General features: G+C 41.0%; 23 protein-coding genes. 7 read left to right on the forward strand and 16 right to left on the reverse strand.

Annotated features, from left to right (window positions below; all coding sequences use genetic code 11):
- Positions 1-49 precede the first annotated feature (49 nt).
- The 5 genes from V7L95_RS18215 to V7L95_RS18235 all read right to left on the reverse strand — a co-directional run bounded on the left by V7L95_RS18215 (position 50) and on the right by V7L95_RS18235 (position 6127).
- Positions 50-967: a phosphate ABC transporter substrate-binding protein gene (locus V7L95_RS18215; protein ID WP_007501261.1), complete on the reverse strand. Its 918-nt coding sequence runs from the start codon at positions 965-967 to the stop codon at positions 50-52.
- Between the two features lie 214 nt (positions 968-1181).
- Complete coding sequence (locus V7L95_RS18220; protein WP_129548381.1) at positions 1182-3317, reverse strand: penicillin-binding protein 2; 2136 nt, start codon at positions 3315-3317, stop codon at positions 1182-1184.
- Between the two features lie 122 nt (positions 3318-3439).
- On the reverse strand, positions 3440-4726 hold the full coding sequence (locus V7L95_RS18225) for an MFS transporter (RefSeq protein ID WP_008342348.1): 1287 nt from the start codon (positions 4724-4726) through the stop codon (positions 3440-3442).
- A gap of 123 nt (positions 4727-4849) precedes the next feature.
- The gene (gene sodA / locus V7L95_RS18230; protein WP_007501264.1) at positions 4850-5458 is read right to left on the reverse strand and encodes a superoxide dismutase SodA; all 609 of its coding nucleotides are present in this window, start codon (positions 5456-5458) and stop codon (positions 4850-4852) included.
- A 183-nt stretch (positions 5459-5641) separates the two neighbouring features.
- Positions 5642-6127, reverse strand: coding sequence for a DUF456 domain-containing protein (locus V7L95_RS18235; protein WP_017358001.1), 486 nt, complete (start codon positions 6125-6127; stop codon positions 5642-5644).
- Positions 6128-6270: 143 nt separating this feature from the next.
- Here V7L95_RS18235 and V7L95_RS18240 point away from each other — a divergent pair, with 143 nt between their 5' ends.
- Positions 6271-7023: a DUF1189 domain-containing protein gene (locus V7L95_RS18240; protein ID WP_007501266.1), complete on the forward strand. Its 753-nt coding sequence runs from the start codon at positions 6271-6273 to the stop codon at positions 7021-7023.
- A 39-nt stretch (positions 7024-7062) separates the two neighbouring features.
- Here the strand turns inward: V7L95_RS18240 and V7L95_RS18245 are convergent, their stop codons facing one another.
- Positions 7063-7608, reverse strand: a complete 546-nt coding sequence (locus V7L95_RS18245; protein ID WP_135226696.1) for a GNAT family protein — start codon at positions 7606-7608, stop codon at positions 7063-7065.
- 186 nt (positions 7609-7794) lie between these two features.
- Here V7L95_RS18245 and V7L95_RS18250 point away from each other — a divergent pair, with 186 nt between their 5' ends.
- Positions 7795-8097, forward strand: a complete 303-nt coding sequence (locus V7L95_RS18250) for a hypothetical protein (RefSeq protein WP_007501268.1) — start codon at positions 7795-7797, stop codon at positions 8095-8097.
- Between the two features lie 106 nt (positions 8098-8203).
- Positions 8204-9319, forward strand: coding sequence for a flavodoxin-dependent (E)-4-hydroxy-3-methylbut-2-enyl-diphosphate synthase (gene ispG / locus V7L95_RS18255; protein ID WP_008342357.1), 1116 nt, complete (start codon positions 8204-8206; stop codon positions 9317-9319).
- 48 nt (positions 9320-9367) lie between these two features.
- Here the strand turns inward: ispG and V7L95_RS18260 are convergent, their stop codons facing one another.
- Positions 9368-9730: a DUF308 domain-containing protein gene (locus V7L95_RS18260; RefSeq protein WP_008342359.1), complete on the reverse strand. Its 363-nt coding sequence runs from the start codon at positions 9728-9730 to the stop codon at positions 9368-9370.
- Between the two features lie 139 nt (positions 9731-9869).
- Here V7L95_RS18260 and V7L95_RS18265 point away from each other — a divergent pair, with 139 nt between their 5' ends.
- The gene (locus V7L95_RS18265; RefSeq protein ID WP_008342361.1) at positions 9870-10448 is read left to right on the forward strand and encodes a nucleotidase; all 579 of its coding nucleotides are present in this window, start codon (positions 9870-9872) and stop codon (positions 10446-10448) included.
- Positions 10449-10470: 22 nt separating this feature from the next.
- On the opposite strand, the gene V7L95_RS18270 is transcribed toward V7L95_RS18265, so the two are convergent.
- From V7L95_RS18270 to V7L95_RS18290, 5 genes are all read right to left on the reverse strand, one after another.
- Positions 10471-11388, reverse strand: coding sequence for an ROK family protein (locus V7L95_RS18270; RefSeq protein WP_340967674.1), 918 nt, complete (start codon positions 11386-11388; stop codon positions 10471-10473).
- A gap of 140 nt (positions 11389-11528) precedes the next feature.
- On the reverse strand, positions 11529-11957 hold the full coding sequence (locus V7L95_RS18275) for a Fur family transcriptional regulator (RefSeq protein ID WP_003217433.1): 429 nt from the start codon (positions 11955-11957) through the stop codon (positions 11529-11531).
- On the reverse strand, positions 11935-12795 hold the full coding sequence (locus V7L95_RS18280) for a metal ABC transporter permease (RefSeq protein WP_007501274.1): 861 nt from the start codon (positions 12793-12795) through the stop codon (positions 11935-11937). The genes V7L95_RS18275 and V7L95_RS18280 overlap by 23 nt, the downstream gene beginning before the upstream one ends.
- Complete coding sequence (locus V7L95_RS18285) at positions 12795-13571, reverse strand: ABC transporter ATP-binding protein (RefSeq protein ID WP_008342368.1); 777 nt, start codon at positions 13569-13571, stop codon at positions 12795-12797. Before V7L95_RS18285 ends, V7L95_RS18280 begins: the two co-directional genes overlap by 1 nt.
- Before the next feature lie 136 nt (positions 13572-13707).
- Positions 13708-14589: a YitT family protein gene (locus V7L95_RS18290; protein ID WP_007501276.1), complete on the reverse strand. Its 882-nt coding sequence runs from the start codon at positions 14587-14589 to the stop codon at positions 13708-13710.
- Positions 14590-14729: 140 nt separating this feature from the next.
- Between V7L95_RS18290 and V7L95_RS18295 the strand changes: the two genes are divergently transcribed.
- Entirely contained in the window at positions 14730-14984 is a 255-nt protein-coding gene (locus tag V7L95_RS18295) for a DUF2624 domain-containing protein (protein WP_076822215.1), read from the forward strand.
- A gap of 49 nt (positions 14985-15033) precedes the next feature.
- Here the strand turns inward: V7L95_RS18295 and V7L95_RS18300 are convergent, their stop codons facing one another.
- Entirely contained in the window at positions 15034-15927 is an 894-nt protein-coding gene (locus tag V7L95_RS18300) for a deoxyribonuclease IV (RefSeq protein WP_017358005.1), read from the reverse strand.
- 9 nt (positions 15928-15936) lie between these two features.
- A complete protein-coding gene (locus V7L95_RS18305) occupies positions 15937-17256 on the reverse strand; it encodes a DEAD/DEAH box helicase (RefSeq protein WP_024718822.1) in 1320 nt (439 codons plus the stop codon).
- Positions 17257-17411: 155 nt separating this feature from the next.
- Between V7L95_RS18305 and vrrA the strand changes: the two genes are divergently transcribed.
- Complete coding sequence (gene vrrA, locus V7L95_RS18310; RefSeq protein ID WP_125590943.1) at positions 17412-18131, forward strand: VrrA/YqfQ family protein; 720 nt, start codon at positions 17412-17414, stop codon at positions 18129-18131.
- Between the two features lie 156 nt (positions 18132-18287).
- Positions 18288-19232, forward strand: coding sequence for a 4-hydroxy-3-methylbut-2-enyl diphosphate reductase (locus tag V7L95_RS18315; protein WP_007501283.1), 945 nt, complete (start codon positions 18288-18290; stop codon positions 19230-19232).
- Positions 19233-19268: 36 nt separating this feature from the next.
- On the opposite strand, the gene V7L95_RS18320 is transcribed toward V7L95_RS18315, so the two are convergent.
- Positions 19269-20390: a Nif3-like dinuclear metal center hexameric protein gene (locus tag V7L95_RS18320; protein WP_340967679.1), complete on the reverse strand. Its 1122-nt coding sequence runs from the start codon at positions 20388-20390 to the stop codon at positions 19269-19271.
- Positions 20383-21099 (reverse strand): tRNA (adenine(22)-N(1))-methyltransferase TrmK, encoded by a 717-nt coding sequence (locus V7L95_RS18325; protein WP_046344003.1) that lies wholly within the window; start codon positions 21097-21099, stop codon positions 20383-20385. The genes V7L95_RS18320 and V7L95_RS18325 overlap by 8 nt, the downstream gene beginning before the upstream one ends.
- Between the last annotated feature and the right edge of the window lie 112 nt (positions 21100-21211).

A 21211-nucleotide genomic window follows, 5' to 3' on the forward strand; every position in this document is an offset into this window, starting at 1 on the left:
AGGAAAAGTGAAAAGCTCCACTTTTCCTTCATCATCAATTCAAGACCTTTTACTTATCTGTTTGTTTGCCTGTTGCGTCTCTTTCTACTTTCATATTAGAGACTGAGATGTAGCCTTGGTCTTTAACGATTTCTTTTTGTACTTCGTCACTCATCAAGTAATCTAAAAATTGTTTTGCTAAACCGTCTGGCTCACCTTTTGTATAAGAGTGCTCGTATGCCCAAATTGTATATTTACCGCTTTCTACATTGCTTTCTTCTGGTTTCACACCATCAATGCTAAGCGGTGTAATTTTGTCATCTGTTAAATAAGAGAATGCTAGGTACCCAATCGCACCTGGTGTTTCTGCAATCAACTTTTTCACTGTGTTTGAAGAATCCTCTGTGATTCCTTCTGCAGGTGTCGCGCCGTCAAGTGCATATTTCACAAATGTTGCACGAGTTCCTGATGAGTCTGGTCTGTTCACAAGTGTGATTTTTTGGTCTTTCCCGCCAAGCTCTTTCCAGTTTTTGATTTTACCAGTGAAGATTTTTTTCAATTCGTCCTTTGTGATGTCTTTGACACCAACTTCAGGGTTAACAGCTGCAGCCATTCCAACAACTGCTACTTTGTGGTCTTTTAAAGCTTTTGCGTCGATTCCGTCTTTCTCTTCTGCGAATACATCTGAGTTCCCAATTTGTACAGATCCTTCTGATACTTGAGAAAGTCCTGTTCCTGAACCGCCGGCTTGTACTTGAATATCGGCTTTTGGATGTTTATCCATGAATTTTTCTGCTGCCGCAAGAACTAAAGGCTGCATCGCAGATGATCCTGAGATGGTAATGGAACCTGATGCCTCATCTTTGTTTGAAGCATTTCCTTTACTGTCTTTTGAATCTCCGCTTGAGCTGCTGTTTCCGCATGCTGTGACGAATGCTAACAATGCGATAGTAAGGAAAGTAAGCAGCCATAATTTGTTCTTTTTCATTTCAAGAATACCCCCTGAATAATTTGTCCTACGAGTAATACATTAAAGGTTCTTTATTAATTTCGTTTAAATGGAATGTTAAGGTTTTGTAAATGTCGAAGATTTGTAGAGAAATTGCGGGGTTTTTTATGATTTTTGTCAATTTATATCGAAAAGTTTGAAGAAAATATAAAAAAACGCCCACAAAAAGTGAGCGTTTTTACCTAGAATAGGTCTAGTTATTTGTTTCTGCTTCATTTTCAATTTTGTTTTTGTTCTTCGCTTGTGTATCATTGCTTTCCTGTTTCGATTTCAGTTCAAAGTACTTGTCTAATACTTGTTCACCAATATCATTTGTAATCGGATAGCGCTGGTTGTAATCTTGATACACCCAAGGCACGACAACTGAAATCGCTACTTCTGGATTATCAGCAGGCGCATACGCAACAAGTGTTGTGTTATACGTCGGTGTGCCGCGTTTGCTTTTAATCGGGCCGTCATAGAATGATTGAGCGGTCCCTGTTTTGCCAGCTGGATTGTATTTTTTGTTGCCAAAGTTCGAATATGCTGTCCCTCTTGGGTTCTGCATCACAAGCTTGAATCCTTGCTGTACGCGTTTGATCTCATCACTTGTCATATCGAGCTTATTCAGTACATCCGGCTTGACGGACTCCGTTACAGCCCCAATGCCTCTTTGCGGATCTGGCTCTCTCACTTCTTTTACGAGCTGAGGACGTAAACGATAGCCGCCATTGGCAATCGTTGAGACGTATTGCGCCATTTGTAGCGGTGTAAACGTGTCATATTGTCCAATCGCATAGTCAAGTAAAAGACCGGATTGTGTAGACGTTCCACGATAGCCAGTTGCTTCGTTTGGCAGGTCAATACCTGTCTCCACTCCAAGACCAAATTTACTAAAATTGTAACGGAACGTATCAAACGCCTTTGTATCAATTGGGAGCGGCTGATTCTTACGATATTCCCCTTTCCCAATTGCAATCGCTGTTTTAAACATATATACGTTTGATGAACGCTCTAGTGCGGTTAAATCATTAATGAGTCCCATATTTTGATAGGATTTTTTCGGCGGTGACTGAGCGATATAGAGCGGTTCATCGTATTGGGTGCTTCCAATATGAAGGACGCCTGTTTTATAACCTGTCAGCACAGTTGCCCCTTTTACTGCTGATCCCATCGCATATGATGATGTCATCGTTCCTAGTGCATAGTCATCAAATTTGTATGTCCCATTCTTATTGGAAATCTGTTTACCCGCAATCGAGAGCACTTCCCCATTTCTCGGGTCCATCATGACAACAAACGCACGATCAAGAAGTTCTGTGCCGCCTCTTTGTTTCGCACTTTTCAAGTTCTTTTCGATAATTTTTTCCACCGCTTTTTGCAGCTGAATATCAATCGTCAGCACAAGGTCTTTCCCGCTCTTTCCTTCTGTTAACACTTTAGAGCTTGTGACATTGCCTTCTTTATCCGTTGTACTTTGTTCTTTTTCTTTTTGACCTTGCAGGACATCTTCATATTGATATTCAAGATAACTTTTTCCTACACGATCATTTCGGCTGTAGCCGAGTGATAGATAATGTTCAAGCAGTGACGACGGAAGACCTTCATCACTTGAAGACACACTGCCGAGCATACTGCGGAGCAGTCCTTTATAAGGATAGCTGCGTGACCAGTCTGTTGTGACATCTACACCTGGCAACTCGTCCAAATGCTCAGAGACGTAAGCAATTTCACTTGGTTTAACGTCTTCATTTTTTATGAATTGAGGCGTAAGTGCATAGCCTGCATCCATTTGTCTTTTAATCGCAAGCACTTGCAAATCTTTTTTCGTCAGTTGATTTAATTCCTTGTCTGTGATGCGTTTCAGCTGGAGCTCGTATAGTTTATCATCAGAGACCTTATCGTCACCCTTTAAATCGGATTCCTTTTGAACAAGCTTTTTCGCTTCATTCGGATGGGTTAAGATCCAGAAATCTTTTTTATCACGATCTGTGATTTTCTTCGTACTTACGTGAATCATATCCGCTAATTTTGTTGCCACTTTGAGCCGCTCTTCTTGTGAAGTCGTCGAGGTTCTCGTATATGTAATGGCATTTAGCGCTTTATTGCTGACAATCGTGTTATAGTTTCGATCATAAATTTTTCCGCGCGGAGCAGATGAGCTGACATTCACGTCTTCTTGTTTTTCTGCCTGCTTTTTATAATCTTCTCCATTCACAATCTGCACAAAACCGAGTCTGACCACAACACCGGTAAAAATAATGAACGCAGCTAAAAATAATAAATTCAGCCGGATCGGAAGTGTTTTGCGCCCTTCCTTCGCGTCTTTTTTGTTTTTCTTGTTTCTCATCACATCACCTTTTCTATCAAGAAAGAAATGGCACCCCTTTTTGTGTATAAAAGGTGCCATCATCATTTTAGCGGTTTTTCTATCATTTATCTAGAAATTTGATGTTCCATTGGTAAGAAATTTTACCTTTCTCCCTTCATAAGGTTCGTTTGAGAAACAGGCTTTTGACCGTCAGCCTCTTCTATATCAGCTGTTTTCTCTTTTAAATGAATGTCCTTTACAAAATAATAAATAAGGGTGTGCCCCGCTCCGAGTACGACTAGTGAAGCAGGAATCCCAAGCCGATCGCCCAGTAAGGTGACAGATAAAAGAAAAAAGACAATCGAACAAATACGCCCGGCATTTAAAAATAGTTCTCTGACGACAATATATTCAATTCGGGCTTTTCTTGCATATCTGGCATGACCGATGACATCGTAAGTTAAAGAGACATACGGAACTAGCAGAAGCGGGTAGCCGATCGCAATGGCTACAGCGTACATAAGCAGTGATACATAGGACAAGTGAAAGACGATTAAAAATAAAGCGCCGTATAAAATAAGCCCGCCAAACATAATCGCTTTTTTGCGCCATTTTTTCTTAATCAAACGAGTAGCAAAAAAATAGGCAAAAAAGGCAACACCTGAATTGACTAGACCAAATGTGCCTAAAGCAAGCTCACTGTTTGTTGCAATAAACACAAAGACACTAATTAAAAAGACAAACACGCCTTCACGGAGCCCCTGAAAAAAGTGAGCAGTTGTGATCTTACGCCAATTCTCGTCCGCATGGCGCTCTTTCCAAATTTGCTTAATGATAAATTTTCCTTTTGATTGTCTCCTCTTGAGGAAAAAACTCATCACAACCGCTAGTGAAAACAAAAAAAGCGATAAAGTGAAAATCACTGTATAGCCTGTATCATCCGTTAATTGAGAAATCACAATTCCTGCAATGAGCGGCCCGATCATACCGGCTGTAGAGGTAAGCACTCCTAAAAATCCATTAAAGAAATCCCTTGTTTCAGGTTCAGTAATCTCAAAAGTGAGCACGTTAAAGGCAAGCCAGTAAAAACCATAGCCGATTCCAAGCACACTGCCTAATAACACGAGCCGAGCTGCCGCTTGCTCTCCTGCCATGAGAACAATTAAGTAAAAAGCGGCTAAGAAGATGACACCGAAACGAAGGACAAATGCACGATCTATTTTTTTAGCGAGCCGTCCAGCAAATAAAAAGGTAATGGGCTGAAGGACAACAATCGCCAAGTTATAAATCGCAAGGTCTGTAAATCGCCCAGACTGTTTCCATAAATACACGTTCACAAACGTATTCGAAAGCGCAATCGCAAGTGCGTATAATCCGCCAATCGTGAGGAGGAGCAATAAATCTCTTGTGACATCCATGTCCCCGAACATTTTCTTTAATCTGCTCATATCATTCATTCTCCTTTTCTACACAATAGTCTGTCTCATCAAAAGGCAGATATGTAAAAAAAGGAGGGAAAATATAAAAAGACCCGCTCTCAGAGAGAAGCAGGTCTTTTCAAATCAAATCATTTATTTAGCTTCGCTGTAAAGGCGAGCCACTTCATCCCAGTTCACAACATTCCAGAATGCTGAAATGTAATCAGGACGACGGTTTTGGTAGTTTAGGTAGTAAGCATGCTCCCAAACGTCTAGTCCTAGGATTGGTGTTTTTCCTTCAGTTAAAGGAGAATCTTGGTTTGGTGTGCTTGTGATTTCAAGTTTGCCATTGTTCACAACAAGCCATGCCCAACCAGAACCAAAGCGTCCTGCAGCTGCTGCAGCGAAATCAGATTTGAATTTTTCAAATCCGCCTAATTCTTTTTCGATCGCATCTGCAAGTTCACCAGTTGGTGCGCCGCCACCGTTTGGTGAAAGAAGCGTCCAGAATAATGAGTGGTTCGCATGTCCTCCGCCATTGTTACGTACAGCTGTACGAATGTTTTCAGGCACAGAGTTCAAGTTAGCCACTAGCTCTTCAATTGATTGATCTTCAAGAGCTGATACACCTTCGATTGCTTTGTTTAAGTTTGTTACATAAGTGTTATGGTGTTTTGTGTGGTGAATCGTCATTGTTTCCTTGTCGATATGTGGTTCTAATGCATCGTAAGCATATGGTAATTCTGGAAGTTTAAAAGCCATGGTTAAATTCCTCCTTAGAAATGTATGTACTGAAATGCTTCCTTAGTAAGCAAGCAATTCACCCTAATCAAAGAGTATCAAAAGAAACGGCTTGTTTCAACGTTATTGCTCATGATCTGAAACATTTCAGTGTTTATTTTGTATTTAACCCTTCTGAAAGAGTGTTAAACACCGATTTTCCATTTAGCGAAGCACATAAAACAAAAAGATTCCCAGCATCAGTGCTTGAATCAACCCTTTTGCAAATACGCCTGACACAAAACCAATTAATGAGCCAAGCCCCACTTTCACACTTGTCTTCAGATCTTTTTGATGAACGAGCAGCTCTGCGATGACACTGCCGATAAATGGACCAATGATAATTCCAGCAATCGGAATCACAAAAGGACCGGCTAAAAGCCCAATGGTACTTCCCCAAATGGCCGCCCGGCTGCCACCAAAGCGTTTCACCCCAATCAAATTGGAGACATAATCCGCGGCAAATAACACAGCTGTAAACATGGCTTGAATGAGCCAAAAGGTGAGCGTCAATTTCTCAAAGCTAAAAAAGAGCCCATATAAAATAAACCCAAGAACCATGAAAACCACACTAGGGATGATTGGATAGACAAGTCCCACAAACGCAATGATAAATGCACAGCCGATCAAAACCCAATATAGCACGTCCAATCCGCAGCCGCCTCCTTTTTATATGCTGTATACATTATGCCTCATTCCTTCTATCTTAACCAGCAATGAAGGCCGTACTTGTACTGGATGGATAGACATTGATACAATGTGAGAAATAGAAAAGAATGTAGGAAGTGAATCGGTTGAACGTATTTAGTTTATTGTTAAAAGGAATTTATTCACCAAAAGATATTGCCAGAGCACGTTTTACTGGGATTGGAAAGGCCATTTTATTCATCTTTATCCTTTCGATCATCGCAGCTGTCCCCCAGGGCTATCATATGAGCCAAGAGATTTCAAATGCGATGTCAGGATTTCAGCATGTGATTAAAAAAGATTTACCCGACTTTTCCATTGAAAAAGGAACGCTTCAAGCGGATCAAAGCACGCCGATCGAAAAAGAAGAAAACGGCATCACGATTATCTTTGATCCCGCTGAAAAAATAAAATCAAGTGAGCTTGAATCAAAACAAACAGCCATTGCGTTATTGAAAGAAAAAGCAGTGATTGCCATTGACGGACAAATGACAGATATTCCATACCAGCTGCTTGGCGGAACACTCACAAAAGATGAACTTGCCAGCGTCACAAACCAGAATCAAGCGATCATTATCCCTGTCATTTGTGTCCTGCTGTACCTATCTACTGCTGCTCTCATGTTCATCAGCGCAACATTCCTAGCCATGCTTGGCACATTTATTAAACGAATGCAGCAAAAAGAGCTGTCCTTTCAAATGCTTTGGAAGCTCTCTGCCTATTCACTCACATTAACAACCGTCTTTTTCGCCATCATGAGTGCATTAAACACGCCGGTTGCGAACTCATTTTTATTAAATTGGGTGATTAACTTTATTTTCTTATATCTTGTCGTTAAAGAAATACCTGCAAAAAAATAAGCTCCCTCATTTCGGGGAGCTTTTTTATTTATTTTGACCCTATGACTCATCTGGATGGATGATCGCAAACAAATAGTGATCCTCCCACTTATCATTGATCTTTACTTTTTTACGATGAAGTCCCTCATTTTCAAACCCTGTCTTCTCAAGCACACGAATGGAACCAATGTTAGATGGTTTTACGCCAGCCTCAATACGGTGAAGGTACAGTTCATAAAAGGCATAATCGATAATCAAACGAATCGCCTCTGTCATATACCCCTTCCCGCCTTGCCTTTCATCAAGCACATATCCAAGCAAAGCCCCTTGAATCGGTCCTCTTTCAACAGAATGGAGTGAGATCGTTCCAATTAATGCATCTGTTTCATTTAAGAAAATACCGTGCATGTAGGCTTCATCTTTTGCACGCCTTTGCATACTGCGGTTAATCCGTTCCTTTTGACGAGGTACAGTAAAAAAATCATCCTGAACCAAAGGTGTAAATTGCTGAAAATAGGTGCGATTCTCTCGTTCAAGTGTTAATAGAGCTTCTGCATCACTTTCTGTTAGTGTTCTTACATATATATACTGACTGATTTTCTTCATATACTCTCCCCCTTTTTTTATTTTATCATAATAAAGAAAGCGCTTCGGCTTATCAAAGATTTTTCCGATTACAAGTCATAATAGAACTCACTAGAACCGCCCTTCCCTAGCTTTTTCACTCTTTTTGGTTCTATCAACTCAGGGACAAACATACACTGAAGTAAACTCTTAAAAGCGGTGAGTAAAATGCGGCGAATTATTTTTTTACTAGTCAGTTTGTTTGTCCTCTTTATTATCTTTTTTGATTTGAAAAATGGAACGATCCCCGTTCAGGAAGGCCCTGCTGTTCCCGCCAGCGCCTTTCAAACAGCTGAAAAACAGGCATATAAAACTGTCACTGTTAAACAAGGACAAACCGTCGTCTCTATCGTGCATACAAGTAAGCCATTAGATGAAGTGATCGAAGACTTTGAAGCACTGAATCAAGGCGTCAAAGCGAACGAAATTCGGGCAGGCAGCACATACAAGTTTCCGGTCTATAAGAGATAAAACGTTAATTCCTTGTCATTCATACGAAGAGACTGTTACAATATGAGATGTAAAACACGTCGTACACTGCAAACGAATTGCATGTACACTAAGGAGCGATTGACAAGTGAGTGAAGTCACACATCGTACAAAAACGCGTCCCGTCAAAGTGGGACCTTTAACTATAGGTGGAAACAATGAAGTCGTCATTCAAAGTATGGCGACAACCAAAACACATGATGTCGAAGCGACAGTAGCTGAAATTAAACGTTTAGAAGAAGCTGGCTGTCAAATCGTGCGTGTCGCATGCCCAGATGAGCGTGCAGCAAATGCGATTGCGGACATAAAAAAACAAATCAACATCCCCCTTGTTGTCGACATTCATTTTGACTACAAGCTTGCACTGAAAGCCATTGAAGCAGGTGCAGACAAAATTCGTATCAACCCAGGAAACATCGGAAGACGAGAAAAAGTCGAAGCTGTTGTGAAAGCGGCAAAAGAAAAAGGCATTCCAATTCGTATTGGGGTAAACGCCGGTTCACTCGAGAAAAAGATTCTTGATAAATACGGCTATCCAACAGCAGATGGTATGGTTGAAAGTGCACTGCATCACATTAAAATTTTAGAAGACCTAGACTTTCATGACATCATTGTCAGTATGAAAGCATCTGATGTAAACCTTGCGATCGAGGCATACGAAAAAGCAGCAAAAGCCTTTGATTATCCTCTTCATCTTGGGATTACAGAATCAGGTACGTTATTTGCAGGTACGGTTAAAAGTGCAGCTGGTCTTGGCGCAATCTTGAATATGGGGATTGGTAACACACTCCGTATTTCATTAAGTGCTGACCCGGTCGAAGAGGTCAAAGTGGCACGTGAATTATTAAAATCATTTGGCCTTGCATCAAATGCAGCAACACTCATCTCATGTCCAACTTGTGGACGAATTGAAATTGACCTCATTAGCATTGCAAATGAAGTCGAAGAATATATTTCTAAAATTAAAGCACCGATCAAAGTAGCTGTTCTCGGATGTGCTGTAAACGGTCCAGGTGAAGCGCGTGAAGCTGATATCGGCATCGCTGGCGCTAGAGGTGAAGGCCTCTTATTCCGCAAAGGTGAAATCGTTCGGAAAGTGCCAGAAGAAACAATGGTCGAAGAACTGAAAAAAGAAATCGATAAAATCGCTGAAGAACATTATGCAAAAATGGAAGCTGAAAAAGCAAAACAAGCGAACGCATAAAAAAGAACGCCTGACATCACTGTCAGGCGTTTTTCTGTTCCTGTCCTGTTAAAAGAACGGGGTGATAAAGATGCCGAGGATGACGGAAACGATTCCGATCCCGATTGACCACGCGCCAAGCGCATGTGCTCCTTTTCTTCTTGCAATATAACCAACGACGATTGCCGCTACGCCTAATAGCACCGGCAAGACAAATAATGAGATAATCGCAATCGCGAGTGCTGTATAGCCTATCCCCTTACTGCCTGAATCGTCACCTACATGGTCACGTTCTCTTCTGTCTTCACGATCTCTTGATGCTTGATATGGCTCTGCAATTTCAGCAGCTGTTTCCTCTAAATAGCCATCATCATTACTAAAGTGTGTGTCGATTTCACGATCATTTCTTCTGAAATCTTCGTCTCTTTCCATGATCAATTCCCCCTTTTGGTTAATAGAAAGGAGCTTTTTTAGTATGAGCAAAAATGTCTGTTTCATGTTTGCTAAAACTTGCTGGAATTGTGAATTGATTATGTTACACTTTAAGAGGATAAATATGAGGAGTGTGGGCATGTTACGTTTAGGAATTGATATCGATGGCACAGTCACGGCGCAGGACACCTTTGTCCCCTACTTAAATGAGTCGTTTCAATGTGACATCACACTAGATGATATGACGGAATATGATTTGACGAAGCTTTTAAAGATTTCAAATGAAGAATTTTGGGGCTGGATGAATGAGTATGAGCCTCTTATTTATAAACAGGCAAAGCCTGCCGAGGGTGCAAAAGAAATCCTCAATCAAATGAAACATCATCATCAATTGATTTATATCACAGCCAGAAGGCAGCATCACTCAGACATCACCTACAAATGGTTTGAGGAGAATCATGTCCATTACGACGATATCGAGCTTGTTGGCGGACATCATAAGGTGGAAGCTGTTCAAAAACATAAGATCGATGTGTTTTTTGAAGATCACCATGGCAATGCCACAATGATTGCAAAAGAAGCTGACATTCCAGTGATTCTGTTTAACTCACCGTATAATCAAATGCCAATTGATGAACGGATCATTCGCGTTAATAACTGGCAAGAAGCATCCCAATGGATCAAACAGTATGAAAAGCGTCTGCAAACTGCTTACTAAAACAGATCAAAAGCCGATACGTTTAATGTATCGGCTTTTTGATTGTACGATGATGTCCTTCTTTTATTAAAAAATGATAAAGTGCACCCATCATACCTGCCTGATTGAAGTAATAGCACGTTTCCAGTGTCACCTGTATGTTTTTCCATGCATGCAAAGTATGTAAATGTTTCTCAATGTTTGGAATCAAATCGGGCCTTGCACTCACGCCCCCGCCAATGAGGATTTTCTCTGGATTGAGAACTGTTGCCACATTGTAAATGCCAATTGCGATTCGCTTGTACCACTGATCGATCATCTTCTCAATGGCCGGATCTTGCTTGGCTTTTTCAAAGATTTCTTGACCGTCGATTTGCTGACTTTGTGGAATTCCTTGCTGCTCTTTGTAGCTTCGTATCAATCCAGCTGTCGAAGCACTGCTGTTGAGTGTCGTAAACTGACCGTTTTCTGTTTCTGTCAGCATCATGCCAAATTCACCGCCGCGAAAAGAGGCACCGCGAACAAGCTCTCCGCCAGCAAAAATACCGCCGCCGACACCAGTCCCAAGCGTCATACATATAAAGCTGTCACACTCTTTCGCATGACCACTAAATTTTTCAGCCAGAGCTGCACAGTTCGCATCATTTTCTACTTCTACACAAAGTGATGTTTTTTCTTCCAAAAGCGTTTTGACATTTTGGCCATTTAAAGCAATAATCGCTCCTGCAAATTCCGTATAACCCGTTTGACTGTCAACAAACCCCGGAAGACTCATCGCAATCCCTTTGATATCCCAAGTCCTTTGATACTCTTTCACCACGTTCTCCATGTCCTCTAAAAACGGCTCAAGCTGCCTGCAGTTTGTTTCGTAGTCGCCGCTCGTGATCAGCTCACCATGTCGATCCATGACCCCATGCTTTGTTTTTGTCCCGCCTACATCGAATACGATATAATACGCCACTTTTGACCCTCCCCCTATTTCTAAAGACTCAAATCTGCTTCTATAGATGATCTGTTGTTCTCATTTTAATGAAACAGCTATCCTTTGTAAAACGTTTTCAAGATCACAAAACAAAAAGCCAGCCCATCGGCTGGCTTCTTTCATGAATGAACTTCTTTCGGTTCGCAAGAAGGACACGTTCCGTAAATTTCAAATTTATGTCCGCTAATGTGATAATCCTCTAGATCAGCATCAAGCTTGTCCATAGGGCAAGCGTCGATTTCCTTTGTTTTACCGCACGTCAAACAAATAAAGTGATGATGATGATGGGAAAACGAACATTTAAAACGGAACAGTTTCTCCCCTGATAATTCCGTTGTCTCTAATATCCCAAGATCTTCATATAAAGACAGGTTTCGATAAATCGTATCAAAACTAAGCCCTGGGTAATCTTCACTTAATGCTGTTAATACATTTTTAGCGGTCAAGTATTTATCAGAATCAGAAAACAATTGAAGCATATCTTCACGTTTGCTTGTATATTTATAGCCTTTTTCCTTTAATAAATCAAGCGCTTCTTGTACGTTCATGATGATTCCCCCTTCTGAATTTCCCAATACTAATACACCCGATTAAAATCAAAATAGACAGCATCACAATGGTTCCACCCGGCGCTAAATCAAGATAATAACTTAAAATCAAGCCGACCATAACAGACAATTCCCCAAATAAGATGGAAAGGAAAATCGCCTGTTTAAACCCTTTGGCAATCCGAATACTTGCCGCAACAGGCAGTGTCATGAGTGCGGACACTAGGAGTGTACCAACAATACGCATCGATGCTGCGATGACAAGTGCAACGACTAAAATAAAAATAAAATGAATCCACTTAGCTGAAATACCAGAAGCCTTCGCATGTTCTTCATCAAAAGAAAGCAAAAACAATTCTTTATACAAGAGCACAACCACTAATACAACGACAAGTGAGATCCCAACAATAATCCAAAGATCGAGCCTTGAAACCGCACTGACACTTCCGAACAAATAGCTGAACAAATCTGTATTAAAACCATTTGCAAGTGAAATGAAAATAACAGAGATCCCAATACCACCCGATAAAATAATGGGAATTGCCAGCTCCTGATAATGTTTATACACAGAGCGCAGACGTTCAATAAACAACGAGCCAGCCACAGAAAAAGCCATTCCTAAGTAAAGCGGGCTAACCCCTGTCAAAAGTCCAAACTTTTTATCAAGGAATAAACTTGCCGCTATCCCAGCAAGTGATACGTGACTAAGCGCATCTGCGATGAGAGAGAGCCTTCTCACGACAATAAATACACCAAGTAAGGGCGCAATAAAGCCGATCAGCATACCTGCGATAAACGCATTTTGTAAAAATTCATAATGAAAAAATGGAAATAGCATTATTCATGTCCCCCATGATGGTGATGATCGTGATGAATCACTTGAATGTCATGCCCGTAAAACTGAGAAAGCGCCTGATCATCCATCGAATCAAACGTTTCCGCATCTCCATGAAAATGAAGTGTCTGATTTAAACAAGCCACATGCGTGACTTTGTCAGAAACGGTTCCTACATCATGTGTAACGAGAATTAAAGACATTCCTTTTTCTTTGTTCAATGTTTCTAACAGCTGATAAAAGCCTTCTACTGTTCTTTGGTCTACACCCACAGTCGGCTCATCTAAAATAAGCAGCTTCGGCTGACTGACGAGTGCACGGGCAATAAATGTACGCTGCTGCTGCCCGCCTGAAAGCTCACCAATGTTTTGGTGTTTTAAGTCCTGTATGCCAACTGAGCGGATGGCCTCATCTACTTGAAGCTTATCCTGCTTACTCATGCGTTTGAATAAACCAATCTTCGCCGTTAAACCACTTGCCACGACCTCGTATACAGAAGCAGGAAAACCTGTATTAAAGCTATTCGCCTTTTGAGAAACAAATCCAATTTGATCCCAGTCTTTAAATTTTTGAGCAGGTGTGCCAAAGAGCTTCAATTCTCCCTGCTGTGGTTTAATCAAGCCAAGCAGGCATTTTAATAAGGTTGTTTTACCAGATCCATTCGGTCCAACAAGTGCTAGAAAGTTTCCTTCCTCTACTGTTAAATGAATGTGATCGATGACATTTCGCTGTCCATATGAATACGAAATGTCCTTCATTTCAATAATTGGCTTTGCCATAAATCTTTCCACCTTTAATCCAATATAAAAAGAATGATTACGATTTATACAACAAAAAGAAAATGGCAAAAGCCATTTTCTTTGTCCATACATACATTTCATTATATAAAAGAAAGATAAAAAAGTAAAATAAAAGCTAATGAATGGCTGTTTTGAATTTACCGCCTTTTGTTTCATGCGTATCCATAATCGTAATAAAGGCTTGACCATCAATTTCAAACACGATAGATTTCAGCTTCGTAATTTCAAGTCTTGTCACGACGGCGTAAATGACATCTTTTTCTTCATCGGTATAACCGCCTTTTCCTCTAAGCTTGGTGGTTCCCCTGCCGAGACGATGAAGGATCGCATCTGAAATTTCATCATAATAATCCGAAACGATAATGACAGCTTTTGTTTCATCTAGTCCTTGAATGACAGCATCAATTGTTTTCATTGCCAAATAATATGTCATGACAGAATACATAGCCTGCTCTGGTCCGAAGACAAAGCCTGCCCAAATAAAAATGAACACATTGACGATCATGACAAACTCACCGACGGAGAAAGGAATTTTTTTCGTCAGAAGAATTCCTAAGATTTCCGTTCCGTCCATTGAGCCTCCATTCCGTATCACAAGCCCAACGCCAAACCCGAGTAATAGCCCTCCAAATACAGTAGCTAAAATCGGCTGCGTCGTAAATGCTTCTACATGATGGAGTGAAGATTCAATCACGGCCAAGCTGACAATCCCAATCACAGTGGAAATCAAGAAGGTTTTCCCAATATGTTTGTATCCTGATATCATAAATGGAATATTTAAAATGACAACAATCGTCGCAAAATTAATGAATGGGTTATCCGTAAAAAGATAATCCAAAATAAGCGAAATACCGATGATGCCTCCATCAATAATATTGTTTGGCACTAAAAATAATTCAATGCTGACTGCCGCACATGCAGCTCCTACTAGAATCAGAAAAATTCTCAAAATAAAATGAGGCACTGATTCCTTTTTATGCTGTTTACTATTTGCCATACGTTCTCCCTTCTACACATGTTTAGTTTTCAATGAACATTTTATTCACTTTACTATTTTATCATTTCACAGAGTAAAATAAAATTTTTTGCACATTTTCCGTTTTCGCCCATACATTGATACAGAGGGGAGGAATGGAATTGATTTTAATTCAAAAAATTGTGTTGCAGCGTCTGAATCAGATCACAGCAAATGACTTGTTAAGGTATGCGAAACAGTATGGGGTCAGTTTAACATCCAATCAGGCTACTGAGGTCGCCAAACTCATGAATGGGAAAAACGTCAATATTTTTAACGATGCAGAGCGCAACCGGCTGCTTAAGCAAGTGGAGGCGATTACGTCTAAGCAGACAGCACAGACCGTCAATGATCTGTTTAATCAATTCACAAATTAGGCAAAAAAGGGCCGCATTTAGCGGCACCTCATCACATTGCATGCACTTTTTATTGACCCGTAATCTTATCTAGTAAACCTTCATCAAATTGCTTTTCTTTCAGCATCGCAATTTCGAATTTATAAGGTGGTTTCTTGTTCTTTTTATCTTCACCTACATAAGGCGTTTCTAGAATCTTCGGCACATCTTGAAGCTGTGGATGATGAACGATATAGCTCAGGGCATCAAAACCAATTTCTCCAAAACCGATATTTTCATGTCGGTCTTTTCTTGCGCCTTGTACATTTTTACTATCATTAATATGAAGAACTTTGATTCTGTCGATCCCGACAATTCGATCAAATTCTTCTAATACTCCATCAAAATCACTCACAATGGGATAACCTGCATCGTGCGTGTGACACGTATCAAAGCAAACAGAAAGTGCTTCGTTATGTGTCACACCGTCAATAATTTGGGCAAGCTCTTCAAAGCTTCTTCCGCACTCTGATCCTTTTCCCGCCATTGTTTCCAGCGCAATTTGAACCTCCTGCCCCTTCACAATGACTTCATTGAGGCCTTCAATGATTTTTTGAATTCCAGCATCTGCACCTGCTCCGACATGCGCACCTGGATGAAGAACAATTTGTCTTGCACCTAGCGCTTCTGTACGCTCTATCTCAGAGCGAAGGAAATCCACTCCAAGCTCAAATGTCGCTGGATTCACTGTGTTCCCAATATTGATAATATACGGTGCATGAACGACGATATCTGTCATACCATGCTCTTTCATATGCGCTTGTCCAGCTTCAATATTGAGATCTTCAATTTTTTTACGGCGCGTATTTTGCGGTGCACCTGTATAAATCATAAAAGTATTTGAACCATAAGAGGCAGCTTCCTCACTCGCTGCAAGAAGCATATGTTTTCCGCTCATGGATACATGTGATCCAATCTTCAACAATGTGTCCCCCTACTTTCCGTTACGCTTTGACTTTCTACGTTCTTGTCTTTTGATCTTATCCATCTCACGTGTCATTTTCTTTTTATATCCAGGTTTGACGGCTTTCGGTTTTCTGACAAGGCGTTTTGCTTTTTCTTCAATTTCATTTGGTGCTTTTTTACGTCTTTGACGCTTCAAACGATCATCTGCATCTCGCCATTCGCCATGAACAATCGTTTTGTTTTCAAACACAACACCCATTTTTTCAATTTGAACGAGTGCATCCTCATCAGCGAGATCATAAATGGTCATTGCAATGCCAGATGAACCAGCGCGAGCCGTTCTTCCCACACGGTGAACATAAAAATCAAGATCGGATGGGAGCTCATAGTTAATCACGTGGCTGACGCCCTTAATATCAATCCCGCGGGCAGCAAGATCAGATGCCACAATATATGTGAACTCCAAATCTTCAATTTGTTTCATCACTTTTTTACGTTCACGAGGCGTTAAACCACCATGAAGTACCCCAATTTTCATTCCTTTTTCTTGTAGGAATGAGGCAATCTCATCAACAGTTGATTTCGTATTGGCAAAGATGATCCCTAAATAAGGCTGTACATTCGTCACCATTTCATGAAGTAATTTTAATTTATCACGCTGTTTAGATGGAACTAAAATATGCTGAATGTTTTCAGCCGTAATTCGTTTCGGTTCAACATGTGCATATTTCGGATTATCCATATATTTTTTGAGGAAAGGTTTTAATTTTTCTGGAATAGTTGCTGAGAACACGAGCATTTGCAACTGTTCTGGCATTTGTGAACCAATACGATCCACATCTTCTAAAAAGCCCATATCCAGCATAAGGTCTGCTTCATCAATGACAAGAGATGTTGCTTTGTACACATTCAGCGCTTGCTCATGAATAAGATCAGCAATACGTCCAGGAGTGCCGACCACTAAGTGCGGCTGATTCTTTAGCTTTTGAATGGATTTCTGCTTGTCCGTTCCGCCAATGTAAAGCTTTGCCTTGATTTCTTCTTCTGGAGGCGTATTTTTTAAGATCGTTTGTGCTTCTTTAAAAATTTGATTCGCTAATTCTCGTGTTGGTGCAGTAATGACCACTTGTACTTGCTCTTTGCTTGGATCAATTGAATGAATAAGCGGCAATAAATACGCATGGGTTTTCCCTGTCCCTGTTTGAGACTGTCCAATCACGCTTTCACCTTTTAAAACAGCAGGGATGATTCTTTTTTGAATATCAGTCGGCTCATAAAAGCCCAGTTCATGAATAGCATCTATAATAAAAGACTTTAATTCATATGTCGTAAATTTCGTTTCTTTCATGTTTTCACTCCTTAAGGCAATGCCTTTTTGCTCATCTCCTCATTATAGCTGATTTTCAGCAAAAAAACCATGTCCGCTTTTCTCACAGGAAACCAAATGATACTTCCTTGCATAACCTATGAAGAGAAAGAGAATGCAGTAAGGGAGGTACAAGTATGTTAGGGCAAAGGCCTATGGGCGATTTTCAGCCGCATCGCCCCTCACGCCGGCACCTTGGAAATGGCGGACAGCCCGGGATTTTTCAACGGAGACAGCAGGCTCCGATCGAACAGCCTTTTCAAGGGCAAGGCAACCAATTTCAACAAATGATGCCTCGCTCTCCGTCTGTACAAGGCGGCGGTCTACGCGGGATGGGTGGCATTCCTGGAGGCGAAAGCCGTGCACTAGGCGGCGCCGGAATTAAGGGCATGCTGGCAAAATTTCTTCCTGGAGCTGGAGGAGCAGGGATCTCTGGAGCTGGAGGTGGTGCGGGATTACAAGGAATCCAGAGCTTCGCAAACCCTGCGAACCTTTCAAGCATGTTAGGAAATGTTCAAAAAGTACTCGGAATGGCGCAGCAATTCACGCCTATGATTCAGCAATACGGTCCTTTAGTCAGAAATTTGCCTGCCATGATTAAACTCTATAGCCAGCTTGGCAGTGCGGATGATGATGAAACAAATACGAATGATGCAGACGAAGAACCAAAAGAAATCACTGCAGAAACAGACGTTCCGCACGAACAAGCAGCACCGGTTGATGATGAAATAGAAGAAGGAAAAGAAGAAGAACCAGAGGACATCCTTGTCAAAAAAGGGACTGTACACACATCAGCTGCTCCTGAAGCAAAACCGAAAAAAAGATCGGGCAGTTCCATTCCGAAACTATATGTCTAGTGATCTTTTATAGGCGAAGTGTTTCCCATGTATAACAATCTTTGATATATGCGCTTACTTTGGCTATAATGAAGGAAGAGAATGATCAAAAGCCGTTTTTCACGGCTTTTTATATTGTTCTTCTCTAGCAGCACTTCCCTACAGGAGGACGAATAAATGAATGTAATTAAAATTTCGCCGCGTGGCTATTGCTATGGCGTTGTAGATGCAATGGTCATTGCTAAAAATGCCGCACTTGATAAAAACTTGCCACGCCCAATTTATATATTAGGTATGATTGTGCACAACAAACATGTCACAGATGCCTTCGAAGAAGATGGAATTTACACACTGGACGGACCAAACCGTCTGGATATTTTAAAACAGGTTGAAAGTGGCACAGTGATTTTCACCGCTCACGGCGTATCTCCTGAAGTCCGTCAAATTGCAGAAGAAAAAGGCCTTGTCGCCATTGATGCGACGTGTCCAGATGTCACGAAAACACATGAACTCATTTCAGAAAAAACAGCTGATGGATATGACATTATTTATATCGGGAAAAAGGGGCACCCTGAGCCAGAAGGAGCCGTCGGTGTTGCACCTGACAAAGTGCACCTTGTCGAAACAGAAGCTGATATTAAAGCGCTCGATTTAACGTCAGATAAACTACTCATCACCAATCAGACGACAATGTCTCAGTGGGATGTTCATGATCTGATGGAGCTCATTAAAGAAAAATATCCTCACGTCGAGTACCATCAAGAAATCTGCCTTGCGACACAGGTACGTCAGGAAGCTGTGTCACAGCAAGCAGGCCAAGCCGATCTGACCATTGTGGTCGGCGATCCAAAAAGCAATAACTCAAATCGTCTGGCGCAAGTGTCAATGGAGATTGCAGGAACGCAGGCTTACCGAATTGGTGATCTCAGTGAGTTAAAGCTTGAATGGCTCCAAGGGGTAAAAACAGTTGCCGTTACTGCAGGTGCTTCCACACCTACACCTATTACAAAAGAAGTCATTCGTTTCTTAGAAAACTACGAACCTGATGATGAATCAACATGGAAAATTGAACGGACGGTTCCTCTTTCTAAGATATTACCTCGCGTGAAAACAAAGAAATAAAAAAACGTCAGAGCTGCTATGCTCTGACGTTTTTGCTTACACAAATTGAAACGGGTTTGTGTTTGATTCTGATACAAAGAATTGTACATCATATTTTTTATCTATACATAGCGATTCTAGCTTTGTCTTCACGCCCTCTTTCATGATCTTTTCTGCGTAATGACCCGGGTCCACTACATTCAGTCCGAGCATCATGGCATCGTGAGCGACATGGAAATAAAGGTCGCCAGTCACGTACACATCTGCACCCATTCTTTTCGCTTGATGGATATATTTATTTCCGTCTCCTCCAAGCACAGCTACTTTTTTCACGACCGCTTCCTGATCTCCTACAAAACGCGCTCCATTCACATCTAACTTCGTTTTCACAAATTGAGTGAAGTCTTTAAGTGTCATAGGTTCTTTTAATTCTCCAATACGCCCAAGGCCTTTTTGAATAGGAGGAAGATCTGTCGTGTGTACACTGTAAGCCACTTCTTCATAAGGGTGTGCTTTGATCATTTCACGAATCACTTGTTTTTCAATACTCGCTGGGAAAATGGTTTCGATTCGTACTTCTTTCACAAATTCCAATTTACCCGTCTCACCAATAAATGGCACAGCTTCTTCTGATGGCAGAAAACTGCCTGTCCCTTCATTTGAAAAAGCGCAATGACTGTAGTTGCCAATATGGCCAGCTCCCGCATTTCCTAAAGCCGTCCTGATGGCCTCTTCAAATTCCACTGGGACATACAAGGCTAGCTGCTTAATTGGATCTTCGTATGTTGGAACTAGCACTTTTGTTTCCCCGAGCTCTAAAGCGTCTGCAAGCAAGTCATTGACTCCTCCATCAGCCACGTCCAGGTTTGTATGTGCTACATACACCGCAATATCATGTTTGATGCATTTCTCAATGATCCGTCCCGCCGGCTGATCTGTCGCCACATGTTTTAATGGACGGAAAATTGGCGGATGGTGGGCAATAATGAGATCCACCTTCCGCTCAATTGCCTCATCTACCACATTTTCTAATACATCTAAGGTGATCATGACATTGGTCACTTTTTTATTCAGCGTTCCAATCTGGAGCCCAATTTTATCACCTTCCACCGCATATGCCTTTGGTGAGAATTGCTCAAATAATTGGATGATTTCATGCCCGTTCACTGTTTTAGCCAACAGTCAAAACCTCCTTTAGCATTTTTATTTTCGCATTCAGCTCTTTGAGACGTTCTTTGTTCTCTTCCGTCGGCGCTGCTTGTTGAATCTGGCCTTCTATATGCTCCATGTGCTGAAGCTCATTCATCCATTTGCGCCGGAAGACATCATTTTGCTCTTTGGCGAGAAACGGACCAACGAGCATGCCTTTTTCAATCGACATGCCTTCATAGGCTTTATCTTTGTCGCCAGTTTCGGCAATGATGATTTCGTATATTTTGCCATCCTCTTCTAAAATCACTTCATCCATCAGTTCATACCCCTCTTGATAGAGCCATAAACGAATATGGTGAGCATGAATATTAGGCTGAAGAATAAGCCTCTCCTGCCCTGTGAGCTTGTGTTTACCTTCATTTAGAATGCTTGCAATAAGTGCTCCGCCCATCCCTGCAATCGTGACAGCATTTACCTCGCCTTTTTCAATCACTTCAAGGCCATTTCCTTTTCTGACTGAAATTTGCTCATCTAATTCAAGCCTATGTACTTGCTGCTTCGCAGATTGAAGCGGTCCATCAGTAATTTCACCAGCAATGGCTTTCAATGCTTTATGATGTAATATCGCATAACATGGCAAATAGGCATGATCTGAGCCAATATCAGCAAAGACCGCCTCTTTTGGTAAAAAGTCTGCGACTCTTTTTAATCGTTTTGACAAATTCATTTCATTCATCCATATCACTACTTTTCTTTAATGTTCATACTTGTCTATCTTATATAAATTATGGACTTTTTAAAAGTCGTTTTCAAATGAAAAAAGCTCTTCTGATGAAAAAGAGCTTTTT

Source organism: Bacillus sp. PPSBB_11 (assembly GCF_038023285.1).
GTDB lineage: Bacteria > Bacillota > Bacilli > Bacillales > Bacillaceae > Bacillus > Bacillus altitudinis.